This window comes from Streptomyces sp. WG7, assembly GCF_049975785.1.
Taxonomy (GTDB): domain Bacteria; phylum Actinomycetota; class Actinomycetes; order Streptomycetales; family Streptomycetaceae; genus Streptomyces.
The window spans coordinates 158,586-173,572 of the sequence record NZ_JBNGGE010000002.1; the positions used below are offsets into that span (position 1 = coordinate 158,586).

Consider the following 14,987-nt stretch of genomic DNA (forward strand, 5'->3'; position numbering starts at 1 on the left):
TCGGCGTCAGACCGCCGAACCCGCCTTCCACTGGGCCCAGTCCATGTTCCAGCCGTTGAGGCCGTTGTCCGGGGCGATGGTCTTGTCGCCGGTGTTCTGTACGACGACCACGTCACCGACGATGGAGTTGTCGTAGAACCAGGCGCCCGGCGTGTTCGGGTCGTCGGCGCCCTGGGTGTCGGCCAGGCCCACGCAGCCGTGGCTGGTGTTGGCCTTGCCGAAGATGCCCTTGCCCCAGTAGTTGCCGTGGATGAAGGTGCCGGAGGTGCTCAGGCGCATGGCGTGGGGCACGTCCTTGATGTCGTACTCGCCCTCGCCGTCGTCGTCGGTGAAGCCGACGGTCGCGCCGTTCATCCGGGTCTCCTTGAACTTCTCGGAGATCACCATCTGACCTTCGTAGGTCTTGTTCTCGGGGGAGCCGGCGGAGATCGGGATGGTCTTGACGGTCTTGCCGTCCTGCGTGACCTTCATCTGCTTGGTCTTCGCGTCGACGTACGAGACCTGGTTGCGGCCGATCTTGAAGGTGACCGACTTCTGCTGGACGCCGTAGACGCCCTCGGCGCCCTCGACCCCGTCGAGCGCCAGCTTGAGGGTGACGGTCGCGCCCTCCTGCCAGTAGTCCTGGGGGCGGCAGTCCATGCGCTGGGTGCTGAACCAGTGGCAGGAGACTTCCTGGCCGCTGGTGGTGTTGACCGTGATGCCCTTCTGGACGGCGGCCTTGTCGGTGATCTCCTTGTCGAAGTTGATCGACACGGGCATGCCGACGCCGACGGTGGTGCCGTCGTCCGGGGTGAAGGTGCCGATGAAGCTGTTCTTCTGGGAGACCGTGGTGAACGAGGCGTTCTCGTGGGCGGCGCGGCCCTCCGAGTCCGTCGCGGTCGCCGTCACCTTGTAGGTGGTGGCCCGCTCCAGCTGGCCGCTGGGCTTCCAGCTGGTCTTGTCGGCGGATATCTCGCCGCTGACCACGGTGCCGTCGTTGGCGGTCATCTTCACCTCGGTGAGCGTGCCCTTGCTCACCGTGACGCCCGCGGAGTTGTTGATGGAGGCGTTGTCCGAGTTGTCCTTTGGCGTGATCTTGATCTGGGCCTCGGACGCCTTCTTGGCCGCCGCCTTGTCGGCCTCGGCCTGCGAGGTCTTGCCGTCCCCACCCCCGGAGGTGTCGGCGTCGCTACTGGAACATGCCGTGAGCACCAGCACACCGCCGAGCAGTGCGGACGCGGCCACCAGGCCCTTGCGCCGCTTACCGTCCGTCATCACACGTTTCTCCATCGTTGCCGATTCCGGAAACCCCGAGATTCCCCGTCAAGAACTTCCAACGCTACGACCGGTTCGTCCCGTTCCACATCGCTCGCATGTGTGGGGCATACCACGTTCACCGAAGAAGAGGGCGATACGGGAGCCGGTCGGCGCGCCCCGTGAGACGACGAAACCCCGGGCGGTGGTTGCCGCTCGGGGTCACGTATTTCCCCACACTGCGTCAGCCGACCGTCATTTCATCGTCTTCCGGGTCGTTCTCGTCGCCATCTTCCTCGCCGAGGTCCCATTCGGGCGAATCGGGGTCGTAGTCGATCAGCTCGCTGCTCCAGGAGGCCTGCTGGAGGTCGACTCCGGGCACCTGGCTGACCAGGTCGAACGGGTCCACGAGATGGGCCAGTGCCTCGGCGGTGTCCTCCGTCACAGCGCGCTCGGCGTGGGCCCGTTCCGCGTCGGACAGGTCGGCGTCGTCGGTGAGCGACTGGAGGGCGGCCCCGGTGACGGCCTCCTCGTCGTCGACCTCGAGGACGAGATCGACGCGGATCCGTACAAATCGTGATGTCTCTGGAGTGCTCATGCCCGGAGCGTAAGGCCGGCCGCTCCCGTGACTTTCCTGTGACCCGCGACTTTCACTAACATCTGCCCACACGGCCAATTCGCCAGCGCCACAAGGGGATCGATATTCCGTGTCATCCGCTCGCCGCCCGTTGCTGACCGCCGCCGCCGCAGGCGGCCTGCTGTGCGCCATGTGGTTCGTCCCGTCCGCGAACGCGACTCCCGACACACCCGTGCTCAATTCCGCGTTCACGAGCCCGTCCCCGCAGGTCACCGAGCAGGCCAGAGTCGCGTCCACGGGCACGGCGGTCACCGGTGAGGGCACGACCCGCCTGGCCGACACCGGAAGCTTCGACAGCACGCCGTACGTCGTCGGCGGTGCGCTGTGCCTCGGTCTCGGGGTCGGCTTCGTCGGGTATTCGGTGCGCCGGGAACGTCTCGGCCTTTGACAGTTCTTGACGTTCTTTTGGGTTTTTTGACCTGGCGGGGGCGTCGACTGCTCAGAGGCAGTGCCAGGCAGTGCGGTAGGGCCCCGTCGGTCATCCCGACGGGGCCCCGCGTGCTGTGCCGGTTCCGCTAGCGCAGCGGCCCGGTGACCGTCTCCGCCGCCGCGACCAGGTGCCCGGCGCGCACGAACGCGTCCGCCGCCGCGAGGTCGGGCGCCAGGTAGCGGTCCGGCCCGGGACCCTCGACACCGGCCGCCCGTACGGCGTCGATGACGGCCCGCGAGGCCGGGGCCGGGGTGAGACCCTCGCGGAGCTGGAGCGCGCGCGTGGCGGCGTACAGCTCGACGGCGATCACGCGCGTGAGGTTGTCGACGGCCGTGCGCAGCTTGCGCGCCGCCGACCAGCCCATCGACACGTGGTCCTCCTGCATCGCGGAGGACGGGATCGAGTCCGCCGAGGCGGGTACGGCCAGCCGCTTCAACTCGCTGACCAGGGCGGCCTGCGTGTACTGGGCGATCATGAGGCCGGAGTCGACGCCGGCGTCGTCGGCGAGGAACGGCGGCAGGCCGTGGCTGCGGTTCTTGTCCAGCAGCCGGTCGGTGCGCCGCTCGGCGATGGAGCCGAGGTCCGCGACGGCGACGGCGAGGAAGTCGAGGACGTAGGCGACCGGGGCGCCGTGGAAGTTGCCGTTCGACTCCACCCGCCCGTCGGGCAGGACGACCGGGTTGTCCACGGCCGCCGCCAGCTCGCGCTCGGCGACCAGGCCGGCGTGGGCCATGGTGTCGCGTCCGGCGCCGGCGACCTGCGGGGCGCAGCGCACCGAGTAGGCGTCCTGGACGCGGGGGGCGTCGTCCTGGTGGTGCCCGGTCAGGCCGGAGCCCTTGAGTACGGCGAGCATGTTGGCGGCGCTGGCGGCCTGCCCGGGGTGCGGGCGGATGGCGTGCAGCTCGGGGGCGAGTACGCGGTCGGTGCCGAGCAGGGCCTCCATGGTCAGCGCGGCGGTGATGTCTGCGGACTTGTAGAGGGTGTCGAGGTCGGCGAGGGCCATGACCAGCATGCCGAGCATGCCGTCGGTGCCGTTGAGGAGGGCGAGGCCCTCCTTCTCGCGCAGCTCGACGGGGGTGATCCCGTGCTCGGCGAGCAGTTCACCGGCCGGCCGCACGGTGCCGTCGGGGCCCTCCGCGTCCCCCTCGCCCATGAGGGTGAGCGCGCAGTGCGACAGCGGGGCGAGGTCACCGGAGCAGCCGAGGGAGCCGTACTCGTGCACGACCGGGGTGATCCCGGCGTTCAGCACGTCCGCCATGGTCTGCGCGACCTCGGGGCGGACGCCGGTGCGCCCGGAGCAGACGGTCTTCAGCCGCAGGAACATCAGCGCGCGGACCACCTCGCGCTCGACCCGCGGCCCCATCCCGGCGGCGTGCGAGCGGACGATGTTGCGCTGCAACTGGGCCCGCAGGTCCGGGCTGATGTGCCGGGTCGCCAGGGCGCCGAAACCGGTGCTCACGCCGTACACGGGGTCCGGCTTGGCGGCCAGCGCGTCCACGATCCCGCGGGCCGCGGCCAGGGCGGCCACCGCGTCGTCGGAGAGCTCGACCCGGGCGCCGGCGCGCGCCACGGCGAGGACGTCGGACGCCGTGACCCCGGAGGTCCCCACCACCACACTGTGCATATCCATATTCAGGAGCGTACGCACTGAATTCGATGATGTCACGAGGGAGGTACGTCACCAGCGGGCCCCCGTTTCACCCCTTACCGGCGCCGGCCCTACGGTGAGTGCCGCCCGCGGAAGCGCCTGCGCTCCCCGTCCTCCTCCCGGGACGGCTCGTCCGCGAGCCGCACGACGGGGTCGTCGGGTCCCTCGCGGCCGGCGACGACCGGTCCGGCCGACCGTTCGGCCTTGGCGCGGTACTGGGCGGCGTCGGCGAGCCGGAACAGCCGGCGGGCGGAACGAACGGGCCCCACGGGGTCCTCCGTGGACGCGACCCCGCAGGCCACGCCGTCACCGAGCTCCAGCTCGGCCGCCCGGCGGCACAGCTCCTCGGCCGCCTTGACCACCTCGTCGGCGGGCGGCCCGACCGCCAGGAGGCAGAACTCGTCACCGCCGAGCCGCGCCGCGAGCGCCCCCGGCAGCATCGCCCCGCACAGCGACAGCACCGACCCGAAACGCTCCAGGAGCCGGTCGCCGACAGCGTGCCCGTGCGTGTCGTTCACCCGCTTGAGGCCGTTCAGATCGCATACGGCGAGACTGACGACGACGTCCTCCTCGCGGTGCCGCTCGACGGCCTCGTCCAGGGCGGAGTCGACGGCACGGCGGTTGGCCAGCCCCGTGAGGGCGTCGGTGAACGCGAGGCGCCGGACCTCCTCAAGCCGCTCGGTCTGCGCGATCCCGGCGGCGACGACCGAGGCCAGCACGGTGGCGAAGTCGGCGTCGGCCCGCTCGAAGACCCGCTCCCCCACCGGACGGGCCACGTACAGCTCGCCCCAGGCGCGGCCGTGCAGCACGATCGGCGCGACCACACAGCAGCCGCGCCCCCGGCGGCGCAGCGCGGCGACGCGCTGATGGACGTATCCGGGACGCCCGGCGGCGGGCCCCTCGGCCGTCTCCACCCAGGCGTCGGGCTCACCGCCGCCGGCCCACCGCTCGTGCAGGAACTCGGTGATCTCCGCGAACTGGTGCACCGGGTAGGACTCGTCCTCCGGGAACTCCTCCTCGCCCTCGGCCAGCCGGCCGACGTTCACCAGGACCCGGAGGCGGCCCAGCTCGCGCTCCCACACCGACAGCGCGGCGAAGCTGCCGCCCAGCGCCAGGCACGTGCCGAGGGCCGCCGCCCGCCACGCGTCACGCGAGCTGTGCGCGGCGGCCATGCCCTGCGCCAACGCCACGACGGCCGCGAGCCGCCTGTCCTCACCCATCACTCCAGGCTAGGGAGATTCACGCCCGAACGGGACTCAAGCAGGGCGAACGGGGACGATCACCCTGCCGACACCGACACCGACACGGATACCGACACCGACATCGGCACCGACATCGGCACCGATACGGGCAACGGCACCGGCACGGACGCCCGGCCGCGGAGCGCCCTCACTCCCCCGGCCACCGCGGCGCCCGCTTCTCGTTGAACGCCGCCACCCCCTCCGCCCGGTCCCCCGAGAACGCCACCGCCCGCCACGCCGCGTCCTCGACCTCCAGACCGGCCCGCAGATCCAGCCCATGCCCGAGCCGCAGCGCGCGCTTGGCCGCCCGCAGCCCCACGGGCGAGTTCGCGGCCATCCGGGACGCCAGGTCCAGCGCCTCCGCCCGGTCCCGCCCCTCGTCGACCAGCTGGTCCACGAGCCCCAGCTCACGCGCTTCCCGGGCCTCCACCCGCCGCGCCGTGAAGACCAGCTCGGCGGCGCGCGCCGCCCCCACCCGCCTCGGCAGCAGCTGCGTACCGCCGCCGCCGGGAATCACCCCGACGGACACCTCGGGCAGCCCCACCACCGCCGTGGAGTCGGCCACGATCACGTCGCACGACAGCGCCAGCTCGAACCCGCCCCCCAGCGCGAACCCGTGCACGGCCGCGACCGTCGGCACCGGCAGCTCCAGCACCGCGGTGTACGCCGCCCGCGCCACCGGCCGCTGGCGCAGCAGATCGGCGTCGGAGAAGGAGTTGCGCTCCTTCAGGTCGGCCCCGACACAGAACGCCCGCTCGTGGGTCGAGGTCAGCACCACCACCCGTACGTCCCGGTCCTCGCCCAGCGCCGCGCACGCCGACCCGACGGACCGGGCCATCGCGGTGGAAACGGCGTTCATGGCCTTCGGCCGGTCGAGCGCGAGCTCCGCGACATGCCCGTCCGCGTGCCGCCGCACCAGGACGAACTCTCCGAACCGCTCCTCGCTCATGACACCCTCCGGTTAACGCGTGTTAACAGTCGACCACCCGATCATCGCAGGCGGGCCCGCGCGGCGGAAGGCCGGACGCGTCCGCGTGCCACCCCGCTCCGCCGCCTCGCGCCGCCCACCCGTTCGAGTGACATCCCCGCCGACCGCCGTACCCCGGCAGGCGGGAGCGCCTAGCCTCGCTCCGCCACGGCGCGGCGGGGGCGCGTGCGCACCGGGGAGGAATCATGACGACGACCGGCACAACCGGTACGACCGATACAACCGGTACGACCGGGGCGACCGGCACACCGGCGGATCCGCAGCACCCGGGGGGACGCCGCGGCCGGCACCGCAGGCCCCGCGCCCGCAAGGCGCTCCTCGCCGTCGGCGGCCTCGCCCTGGCGGCCGGCACCCTGAGCTTTGTACGCCTGGTGTCCGGGCCCGGCGGCGACGTGGGCGGGATCGGCGCCGAGGCCGGGCCACGCGGAGAGGCGGGCGGGGCGCAGGGCGCCGCGTCGGACCGGACGACGACACCGCCAGCGGCGAGCACCGCCGGTTCGCCCGGGGCGGGTCCGTCGGCGACCTCGGCCATGGGCGGCCCGAGCGGTCTCCCGGGGCCGGGGCCGTCCGCGAACGGCCCGTCGGCGGTGCCCCCCTCCGCGACGACCGCACCGGACACTCCGAACCCGAGCCGGGGAGCCCGGTCCCCCCTCACTCCGCAGCCGCCACAGCGGGCACAGCCGGGACAGCCGCCCCGGCCCTCGCAACCACCGCGGTCCGGTACGTCCGCGCCGCGCCCCACGCCGGCCCCGTCACCGACCCGCGGCACGCCACCCGCGCCCGCCCCGGAACCCGGCAGCCCGGACCTGTGCGTGCCGGTCATCGGCCTGTGCGTGGACCGGGACCTGCTCGACGGCGACTGACAGCCGACGGTAGAAGCCCGACGGCTGACGCCTGACGCCTGACGGGCTGACGGGCTGACGGGTTGACGACAGACGCCCGACAGCTGACGGCTGCGGCTGACGGCTGACGCTGCTGACTGCTGAGAACGACAGCTCCGGCGGCGCCCTACGACTCCCCGCCGTCGCCCCGCCGCGTGAGCAGCCAGGGCTCGACCACGCCGAGGCCGCGCACCGGCCGCTGCCACATCGGCTGGAGCGCGAAGCGGTACGCGGGCGGCTCCTCGCCCTCCTTCTCCGCCTCGGCGGCCTCCTCGGCCGCCGCTGCCTCCGAGGCCGGGGCGTCCCGGGTACGGATCAGCTCCTCCGCGAAGGCGGCGTCGACGAGGACGGCGTCCCGGGGGGCTATCGAGGTCAGCCGGGAGGCCAGGTTGACGGTCGTACCGAAAACATCGCCCATCCGGGTGGTCACCGTGCCGAAGGCTATGCCGACGCGCAGTTCCGGCATGGTCTCGTCGTTCGCCATCGTCTCGATGAGGCGCAGGGCGATCTCGGCCGCCGTACCGGCGTCGTCGGCGGCGTAGAGCACCTCGTCGCCGAGGGTCTTGATCAGCCGTCCGCCGCGTGCGGCCACCAGGTCGGCGGCGGTGGTCTCGAATGCCTCGACCAGCTCGCCGAGTTCCTCCTCCTCCATCCGGCGGGTCAGCCGGGTGAAGCCGACCAGGTCCGCGAAGCCGACCGCGAGACGCCGGTCCACCATCTCCTCGTCGTCACCGGCCTGGACGACCCGGCCGGCCGAGGCGGCGAGCTGGCGCCGCCAGACGTAGACGAGGAACTCCTGCAGTTCGGGCAGGAGCAGCTCGACGATGGGGTAGGTCACCTCGGTGCGCGTCATCCCGGGCTCCGGAGGCTCGGTCAGGCCCTCCAGGAAGGAGTCGATCTGCCACTCGGCCAACCGGGCCGTGGTCTGCCCGGTGGACCGGGCCACCTGCACCGCCATGGCCTCGCTGAGCAGCCCCGCCTCCACCAGGCCGGCCAGGCGCCGCAGGGCGAGGACGTCGGCCTCCGTGAGCGCCTTGACCTGGTTGATGTCGGCGAAGCCCATGGCCCGCCAGAACCGGGTGGCCAGTTCCATGGACACGCCCGCGCTGCGGGCGGCCTGGAAGGGGGTGTAGCGGCGCTCGGCGCCCAGGATGAGCCCTTCGAGGCGCAGCGCGAGCGGGTCCTCGCCGGAGTCGCCGGAGTCGGCGGACTCCGGGCCGGGCTCGGGGTCCACCCGGCCGTCCCCGTCCGCGCCGGAGCCCGTGTCGTCGACGGTCACGCCTGCTGCCCTTCCGATCTGCTGCGGTCAGGTTCGACCGGCCCCAACTTTACGTCAGGTGTGCCCCAGCTCACTCCCGACGAGCCTGCGGCCGCAGCCTGCGGGTTCCCGTGCGACGGGGGCCGCACGGGCGGGCGTGCTCACGCCGGCCCGGGGGCCGCACGGGCGGGCGTGCTCACGCCGGCCGCAGGTGCACGATGTCCCCCGCCCCCACCGGCTCCTGCACCCCCGCCTCCGTGGCCAGGACCAGCCTCCCGTCGCCGTCCACGGCCACCGCCTCCCCCACGAGTGACCGCTCCCCCGGGAGCTCCGCGCGCACGACCCGCCCGAGCGTCGCGCACCCCGCCGCGTACGTCTCCTGCAGTCCGCTGGCCGCCGGGTCGCCCCCCGCCGCCCGCCACCGCCCGTACCAGTCCTCCAGCGACCGCAGCACCCCGCGCAGCAGGGGGTCCCGGTCGGTGCTCACGGCCCCGGCCAGCGCGAGCGACCCGGCCCGTGCCACCGGGAGCTCGTCCGCCCGCAGGCTGACGTTGATGCCGACGCCGATGACGACCCCGTCGTCACCGGCCCGTTCGGCGAGGATGCCGCCCGCCTTGCGTTCCTCGTCGCCGACCGTCACCAGCAGGTCGTTGGGCCACTTCAGGGCCGTGTCGACGCCGGCGGCCCGGGACAGCGCGGTCGCGACCGCGACACCGGTGAGCAGCGGCAGCCAGCCCCAGCGGGCCACGGGCACCTCGGCGGGCCGCAGCAGTACGGAGAAGAAGAGCCCGGAGCGGGCGGGTGCCGTCCACTGCCGGTCCAGGCGGCCCCGCGCGGCGGTCTGCTCCTCGGCGACGAGGACGACCCCTTCCGCCTGCTTCCCCTCGGCGGCGCGGGCCACGAGGTCGGAGTTGGTGGAGCCGGTGCGCTGCACCACGTCCACCTGCCGCCACAGTCCGCCCTCCCGTACCAGCCCCCGGCGCAGGGCCGTGGTGTTGAGGGGCGGCCGGTCCAGGTCGGACCACCGGTTGCGGGGGGAGTCAGAGGCATCTCGGGGCGTCATGCAAGCCACGATAGGTGTGGGAAACACCGCACTGCCGATCGGAAGGCCCCCCACTACTCTACGGATGAGTAACCGTCCCCACCGTTTGAGCAGGCAGGGAGCCGCATCCCGATGTCCGAGCCGGAAGAGCAGCAGCCCGACATCCACACGACCGCGGGCAAGCTCGCGGATCTCAGGCGCCGTATCGAGGAAGCGACGCACGCCGGTTCCGCACGCGCCGTCGAGAAGCAGCACGCCAAGGGCAAGCTGACGGCCCGTGAGCGCATCGGTCTCCTGCTCGACGAGGGATCCTTCGTCGAACTGGACGAGTTCGCCCGGCACCGCTCCACCAGCTTCGGCCTGGACGCGAACCGCCCCTACGGCGACGGCGTCGTCACCGGTTACGGCACCGTCGACGGCCGCCCCGTCGCCGTCTTCTCGCAGGACTTCACCGTCTTCGGCGGGGCGCTGGGCGAGGTCTACGGCCAGAAGATCGTCAAGGTCATGGACTTCGCGCTGAAGACCGGCTGCCCGGTCATCGGCATCAACGACTCCGGCGGTGCCCGCATCCAGGAGGGCGTGGCCTCGCTCGGCGCGTACGGCGAGATCTTCCGCCGCAACACCCACGCCTCCGGCGTCATCCCGCAGATCAGCCTGGTCGTCGGCCCGTGCGCGGGCGGCGCGGTCTACTCCCCCGCGATCACCGACTTCACGGTCATGGTCGACCAGACCTCGCACATGTTCATCACCGGCCCGGACGTCATCAAGACGGTCACCGGCGAGGACGTCGGCTTCGAGGAACTGGGCGGCGCCCGCACCCACAACACCGCCTCCGGCGTGGCCCACCACATGGCGGGCGACGAGAAGGACGCCGTCGAGTACGTCAAGCAGCTGCTGTCGTACCTGCCGTCCAACAACCTCTCCGACCCGCCCGCCTTCCCCGAGGAGGCCGACCTCGCCGTCACCGACGAGGACGCCGAGCTGGACGTGCTCGTCCCGGACTCGGCGAACCAGCCGTACGACATGCACACCGTCATCGAGCACGTCCTCGACGACGCCGAGTTCCTCGAGACGCAGCCGCTGTTCGCGCCGAACATCCTCACCGGCTTCGGCCGCGTCGAGGGCCGCCCGGTGGGTGTCGTCGCCAACCAGCCGATGCAGTTCGCCGGGTGCCTGGACATCACCGCGTCCGAGAAGGCGGCCCGCTTCGTCCGCACCTGCGACGCCTTCAACGTGCCCGTCCTGACCTTCGTGGACGTCCCCGGCTTCCTGCCGGGCGTCGACCAGGAACACGACGGCATCATCCGCCGCGGCGCCAAGCTGATCTTCGCCTACGCCGAGGCCACCGTCCCGCTCATCACGGTCATCACCCGCAAGGCCTTCGGCGGCGCCTACGACGTCATGGGCTCCAAGCACCTGGGCGCCGACCTCAACCTGGCCTGGCCCACCGCCCAGATCGCCGTCATGGGCGCCCAGGGCGCGGTCAACGTCCTGCACCGCCGCACCATCGCCGACGCGGGTGACGACGCCGAGGCCACCCGCGCCCGCCTGATCCAGGAGTACGAGGACGCCCTCCTCAACCCCTACGTCGCGGCCGAAAGCGGCTACGTCGACGCGGTGATCATGCCGTCCGACACCCGGCGCCACATCGTCCGCGGCCTGCGTCAGCTGCGTACGAAGCGGGAATCCCTTCCCCCGAAGAAGCACGGCAACATCCCCCTGTAAGGAGCCTGACGTGATCAAGGTCGTACGGGGCAACCCCACCCCGGAGGAGCTGGCCGCCGCTCTGGCGGTGGTCCGCGCCCGCGCCGCGACGGCAGCCGCCGAGCCGTCCGGCGCCGAGGGGACGCGCGACGCGTGGTCCGACCCGTCCCGCATCGCGGGCCACCAGCTGCCCCACCCGGGCCCGGCGTCCTGGGGCCGCACCTACTGGCCGGGCTGAGACGTACGCCCCTGGGGCGCGAGGAACCGCCGCACAGCACGGCAACCCCGCGCCCCAAATAAGTACCCGTACTCAAGCGCCGCCCCGGGCCCGAGCCCCACGCTGGTGGCATGCTGTGGTCCGACCCCGAGAACGAGCCGCCCAAGGAACTGCGCGACATGCAGAACATGCTGCGGCGGCTGAGTGTCTTCCTGGCGGTGGCCATGGTCCTCGCGATGATCGTCATCGGCTCGAGCTGAGGCACCGGCGTCCCGGGCGGCCCCCGGCGCCGCCGATACCCTGGTCCCATGACAGACCAGCAGCCGCGCCGCCGACTCGTCCTCGCCTCCCAGTCCCCGGCCCGGCTCGGCCTGCTCCGCCAGGCCGGGCTCGCCCCCGAGGTGCTGGTGAGCGGCGTCGACGAGGACGCCGTCACCGCGCCCACCCCCGCCGAGCTGGCCCTCGCCCTCGCCGAGGCCAAGGCCTCCGTCGTGGCCGCGAAGCCGGAGGTGCACGGCGCCCTGGTGATCGGCTGCGACTCGGTGCTCGACCTGGACGGCCAGGCCCTCGGCAAACCGGCGGACGCCGAGGAGGCCACCGCCCGCTGGAAGGCGATGCGCGGACGGGCGGGCACGCTCCAGACCGGGCACTGCATCTGGGACACCGCCTCCGGCCGCCACGTCTCGGCCACCGCCTCCACCGTCGTCCGCTTCGGTGAGCCGACCGACGAGGAGATCGCGGCCTACGTGGCCTCCGGCGAGCCCCTGTACGTCGCCGGGGCCTTCACCCTGGACGGCCGCTCGGCCCCGTTCGTCGACGGCATCGAGGGCGACCACGGGAACGTGATCGGCATCAGCCTGCCCCTCGTACGCCGGCTGCTCGCCGAGCTCGGGGTCGGCATCACGGAGTTGTGGGCGCCGACGGCGGGATGACCGGGGAGCCGTCGTCGCCCCCGCGGTCCCCGGGGAGCCCTGCCGCGGGCTCCTCGCCCGCGTCGTAGGCCACCAGCAGCAAAACGATCAGGGCGAGCACGACGACCATGAACAGGAAGGCCCGCGGGCCTACCAGCCCCCAGGTGAAGGCCCCGAGCAGTCCGTGCACCACGGCGGCGCTGACCAGCAGGATCCGGCCGGGGCCCGCGGGCGGACGGTCGCGCAGCGCCACGAGCAGGGCGACCAGCCCGCACAGGGCGAAGTAGAGCCCGAAGACGACACCGCCGATCTTCGACGACACGGACATCGCGTCCGGGTCGAGACCCGCCAGGGACATGTTCTGCCGGTCGACGACGACTCCGAGGAACCAGTTCAGCGCCGCGACGCCGGCCGCCTCCGCGAAGAGCACGACCGCCACGGTCCACGCCACCGGCCTGCGCACTGTCACCGGTCCCCGCCCCCTTTCGGCCGCTGCCGCACAGGACAGCCGGTTGCCCCGGGCGCGCCCGCCCGCCGCCCGGCCCGCCACCCCTCGGGGAGACTCTCCGGGCCGTGCGTCTTCTTCGGCATCCGGAACGCTACTAACGGGTAAACCTCGCGACAAGGGGTCTGCGTCGGGCAAAGAATCATTGGGCCATTCGTAGGGACTCGACAAAGAAACCCGGTGGCACGCAGCACCCTCTTACAGAGACCTTGCCCACACCGGGGGGCTAGGGTTTCTTCGAGGAGTCCTGCGTATCGCGGTACGACAAGGGATTTCGCGGGTCGAGCGAGCCTCGAATCACGCTCCGTGTGGGCAAGCTCACCATTGGGGACGGGTCGAAGTGTCGTGTCGGCAGTCCCTAAACTCGGCTTGTTTCAAGGAGGGAGCCTCAATCGTGCGCAAGGTGCTCATCGCCAACCGTGGCGAAATCGCTGTCCGCGTGGCCCGGGCCTGCCGGGACGCCGGGATCGCGAGCGTGGCCGTCTACGCGGACCCGGACCGGGACGCTCTGCATGTCCGCGCCGCTGATGAGGCGTTCGCCCTGGGTGGTGACACCCCCGCCACCAGCTACCTGGACATCGAGAAGGTCCTGAAGGCGGCGCGCGAGTCGGGCGCGGACGCCATCCACCCCGGCTACGGATTCCTGTCCGAGAACGCCGAATTCGCCCAGGCCGTCCTGGACGCCGGCCTGATCTGGATCGGCCCGCCGCCGCAGGCCATCCGCGACCTGGGCGACAAGGTCGCCGCCCGCCACATCGCCCAGCGGGCCGGCGCCCCGCTGGTCGCGGGCACCCCGGACCCGGTCTCGGGCGCGGACGAGGTCGTCGCCTTCGCCGAGGAGCACGGCCTGCCGATCGCGATCAAGGCGGCGTTCGGCGGCGGCGGCCGCGGCCTGAAGGTCGCCCGCACCCTCGAAGAGGTCCCCGAGCTGTACGACTCCGCCGTCCGTGAGGCGGTGGCCGCGTTCGGCCGCGGGGAGTGCTTCGTCGAGCGCTACCTGGACAAGCCCCGCCACGTGGAGACCCAGTGCCTGGCCGACCAGCACGGCAACGTGGTCGTCGTCTCCACCCGTGACTGCTCGCTCCAGCGCCGCCACCAGAAGCTGGTGGAGGAGGCCCCGGCCCCCTTCCTGTCCGACGCGCAGGTGAAGGAGCTGTACGCGGCCTCCAAGGCGATCCTGAAGGAGGCCGGGTACGTCGGTGCGGGCACCGTGGAGTTCCTGGTCGGCGTGGACGGCACGATCTCCTTCCTGGAGGTCAACACCCGGCTCCAGGTCGAGCACCCGGTGACCGAGGAGGTCGCCGGCATCGACCTGGTCCGCGAGATGTTCCGCATCGCCGACGGCGAGGAACTCGGCTACGGCGACCCCGCCCTGCGCGGTCACTCCTTCGAGTTCCGCATCAACGGCGAGGACCCCGGCCGGGGCTTCCTCCCCGCCCCCGGCACCGTCACCGCCTTCAACCCGCCGACCGGCCCCGGCGTCCGCCTGGACGCGGGCGTGGAGTCCGGGTCGGTGATCGGCCCGGCGTGGGACTCCCTGCTCGCGAAGCTGGTCGTGACGGGCCGCACCCGCGCCGAGGCCCTCCAGCGTGCCGCCCGCGCCCTGGAGGAGTTCCAGGTCGAGGGCATGGCGACGGCGATCCCGTTCCACCGTGCGGTGGTCCGGGACCCGGCCTTCGCCCCGGAGCTGACCGGTTCCACCGACCCGTTCACGGTCCACACGCGCTGGATCGAGACGGAGTTCGTCAACGAGATCAAGCCCTTCACCGCGCCGGCCGGCGCCGAGGCCGACGAGGAGTCCGGCCGGGAGACGGTGGTCGTCGAGGTCGGCGGCAAGCGCCTGGAGGTCTCCCTCCCCTCGTCCCTCGGCATGAGCCTGGCCCGCACCGGCCTGGCGGCCGGCGCCAAGACCAAGCGGCGCGCGGCGAAGAAGTCCGGCCCGGCGGCCTCGGGCGACACCCTCGCCTCCCCGATGCAGGGCACCATCGTGAAGATCGCGGTGGAGGAGGGCCAGGAAGTCCAGGAAGGCGACCTGATCGTCGTCCTGGAGGCCATGAAGATGGAACAGCCCCTCAACGCCCACAAGTCCGGCACCGTCAAGGGCCTGGGCGCCGAGGTCGGCGCGTCCGTCACGTCGGGCGCGGCGATCTGCGAGATCAAGGACTGAGCGAAGGGCCGAGCGTCGGGCCTGACGGAGGCCCGACCGGGCCTGACGGAGGCCCGACGTGGGCCCGACCGAGGCCCGACGAGGGCCCGACGCAGGCCGACGAGGGCCTGGCGGAGGCCCGACGG

14 protein-coding genes are annotated in these 14,987 nt (G+C 72.5%); 6 read left to right on the forward strand and 8 right to left on the reverse strand.

Features of this window, described 5'->3' with window-relative positions; translation table 11 throughout:
• Positions 1-6 precede the first annotated feature (6 nt).
• Together ACP4J0_RS03125 and ACP4J0_RS03130 are read right to left on the reverse strand one after the other, a co-directional pair.
• Positions 7-1,254 carry a L,D-transpeptidase gene (locus ACP4J0_RS03125; RefSeq protein WP_426597052.1) on the reverse strand — a complete coding sequence of 416 codons (1,248 nt, stop codon included), beginning with the start codon at positions 1,252-1,254 and terminating at the stop codon, positions 7-9.
• Positions 1,255-1,477: 223 nt separating this feature from the next.
• Positions 1,478-1,831, reverse strand: a complete 354-nt coding sequence (locus tag ACP4J0_RS03130; protein WP_426597053.1) for a hypothetical protein — start codon at positions 1,829-1,831, stop codon at positions 1,478-1,480.
• A 109-nt stretch (positions 1,832-1,940) separates the two neighbouring features.
• On the opposite strand from ACP4J0_RS03130, the gene ACP4J0_RS03135 reads away from it, so the two are divergent.
• Entirely contained in the window at positions 1,941-2,258 is a 318-nt protein-coding gene (locus ACP4J0_RS03135) for a hypothetical protein (protein ID WP_426597054.1), read from the forward strand.
• 127 nt (positions 2,259-2,385) lie between these two features.
• Here the strand turns inward: ACP4J0_RS03135 and hutH are convergent, their stop codons facing one another.
• The 5 genes from hutH to ACP4J0_RS03160 all read right to left on the reverse strand — a co-directional run bounded on the left by hutH (position 2,386) and on the right by ACP4J0_RS03160 (position 9,379).
• The gene (gene hutH, locus ACP4J0_RS03140) at positions 2,386-3,924 is read right to left on the reverse strand and encodes a histidine ammonia-lyase (protein ID WP_426597273.1); all 1,539 of its coding nucleotides are present in this window, start codon (positions 3,922-3,924) and stop codon (positions 2,386-2,388) included.
• Positions 3,925-4,019: 95 nt separating this feature from the next.
• The gene (locus ACP4J0_RS03145) at positions 4,020-5,168 is read right to left on the reverse strand and encodes a diguanylate cyclase domain-containing protein (protein WP_426597055.1); all 1,149 of its coding nucleotides are present in this window, start codon (positions 5,166-5,168) and stop codon (positions 4,020-4,022) included.
• Between the two features lie 169 nt (positions 5,169-5,337).
• A complete protein-coding gene (locus ACP4J0_RS03150) occupies positions 5,338-6,138 on the reverse strand; it encodes an enoyl-CoA hydratase/isomerase family protein (RefSeq protein ID WP_426597056.1) in 801 nt (266 codons plus the stop codon).
• A gap of 1,047 nt (positions 6,139-7,185) precedes the next feature.
• The gene (locus ACP4J0_RS03155; protein ID WP_426597057.1) at positions 7,186-8,337 is read right to left on the reverse strand and encodes an adenylate/guanylate cyclase domain-containing protein; all 1,152 of its coding nucleotides are present in this window, start codon (positions 8,335-8,337) and stop codon (positions 7,186-7,188) included.
• Positions 8,338-8,512: 175 nt separating this feature from the next.
• Positions 8,513-9,379: a biotin--[acetyl-CoA-carboxylase] ligase gene (locus ACP4J0_RS03160; protein WP_426597058.1), complete on the reverse strand. Its 867-nt coding sequence runs from the start codon at positions 9,377-9,379 to the stop codon at positions 8,513-8,515.
• Between the two features lie 111 nt (positions 9,380-9,490).
• Between ACP4J0_RS03160 and ACP4J0_RS03165 the strand changes: the two genes are divergently transcribed.
• From ACP4J0_RS03165 to ACP4J0_RS03180, 4 genes are all read left to right on the forward strand, one after another.
• The gene (locus tag ACP4J0_RS03165; RefSeq protein WP_426597059.1) at positions 9,491-11,083 is read left to right on the forward strand and encodes an acyl-CoA carboxylase subunit beta; all 1,593 of its coding nucleotides are present in this window, start codon (positions 9,491-9,493) and stop codon (positions 11,081-11,083) included.
• Positions 11,084-11,093: 10 nt separating this feature from the next.
• Positions 11,094-11,300, forward strand: a complete 207-nt coding sequence (locus tag ACP4J0_RS03170; protein WP_426597060.1) for an acyl-CoA carboxylase epsilon subunit — start codon at positions 11,094-11,096, stop codon at positions 11,298-11,300.
• 110 nt (positions 11,301-11,410) lie between these two features.
• Entirely contained in the window at positions 11,411-11,539 is a 129-nt protein-coding gene (gene mmpB / locus ACP4J0_RS03175; RefSeq protein WP_426597061.1) for a morphogenic membrane protein MmpB, read from the forward strand.
• A gap of 48 nt (positions 11,540-11,587) precedes the next feature.
• Positions 11,588-12,211 (forward strand): Maf family protein, encoded by a 624-nt coding sequence (locus tag ACP4J0_RS03180; protein WP_426597062.1) that lies wholly within the window; start codon positions 11,588-11,590, stop codon positions 12,209-12,211.
• Here the strand turns inward: ACP4J0_RS03180 and ACP4J0_RS03185 are convergent.
• Complete coding sequence (locus tag ACP4J0_RS03185; protein WP_426597063.1) at positions 12,180-12,659, reverse strand: hypothetical protein; 480 nt, start codon at positions 12,657-12,659, stop codon at positions 12,180-12,182. The genes ACP4J0_RS03180 and ACP4J0_RS03185 overlap by 32 nt on opposite strands.
• Before the next feature lie 430 nt (positions 12,660-13,089).
• Between ACP4J0_RS03185 and ACP4J0_RS03190 the strand changes: the two genes are divergently transcribed.
• Positions 13,090-14,862 (forward strand): acetyl/propionyl/methylcrotonyl-CoA carboxylase subunit alpha, encoded by a 1,773-nt coding sequence (locus ACP4J0_RS03190; protein ID WP_426597064.1) that lies wholly within the window; start codon positions 13,090-13,092, stop codon positions 14,860-14,862.
• Positions 14,863-14,987 lie beyond the last annotated feature (125 nt).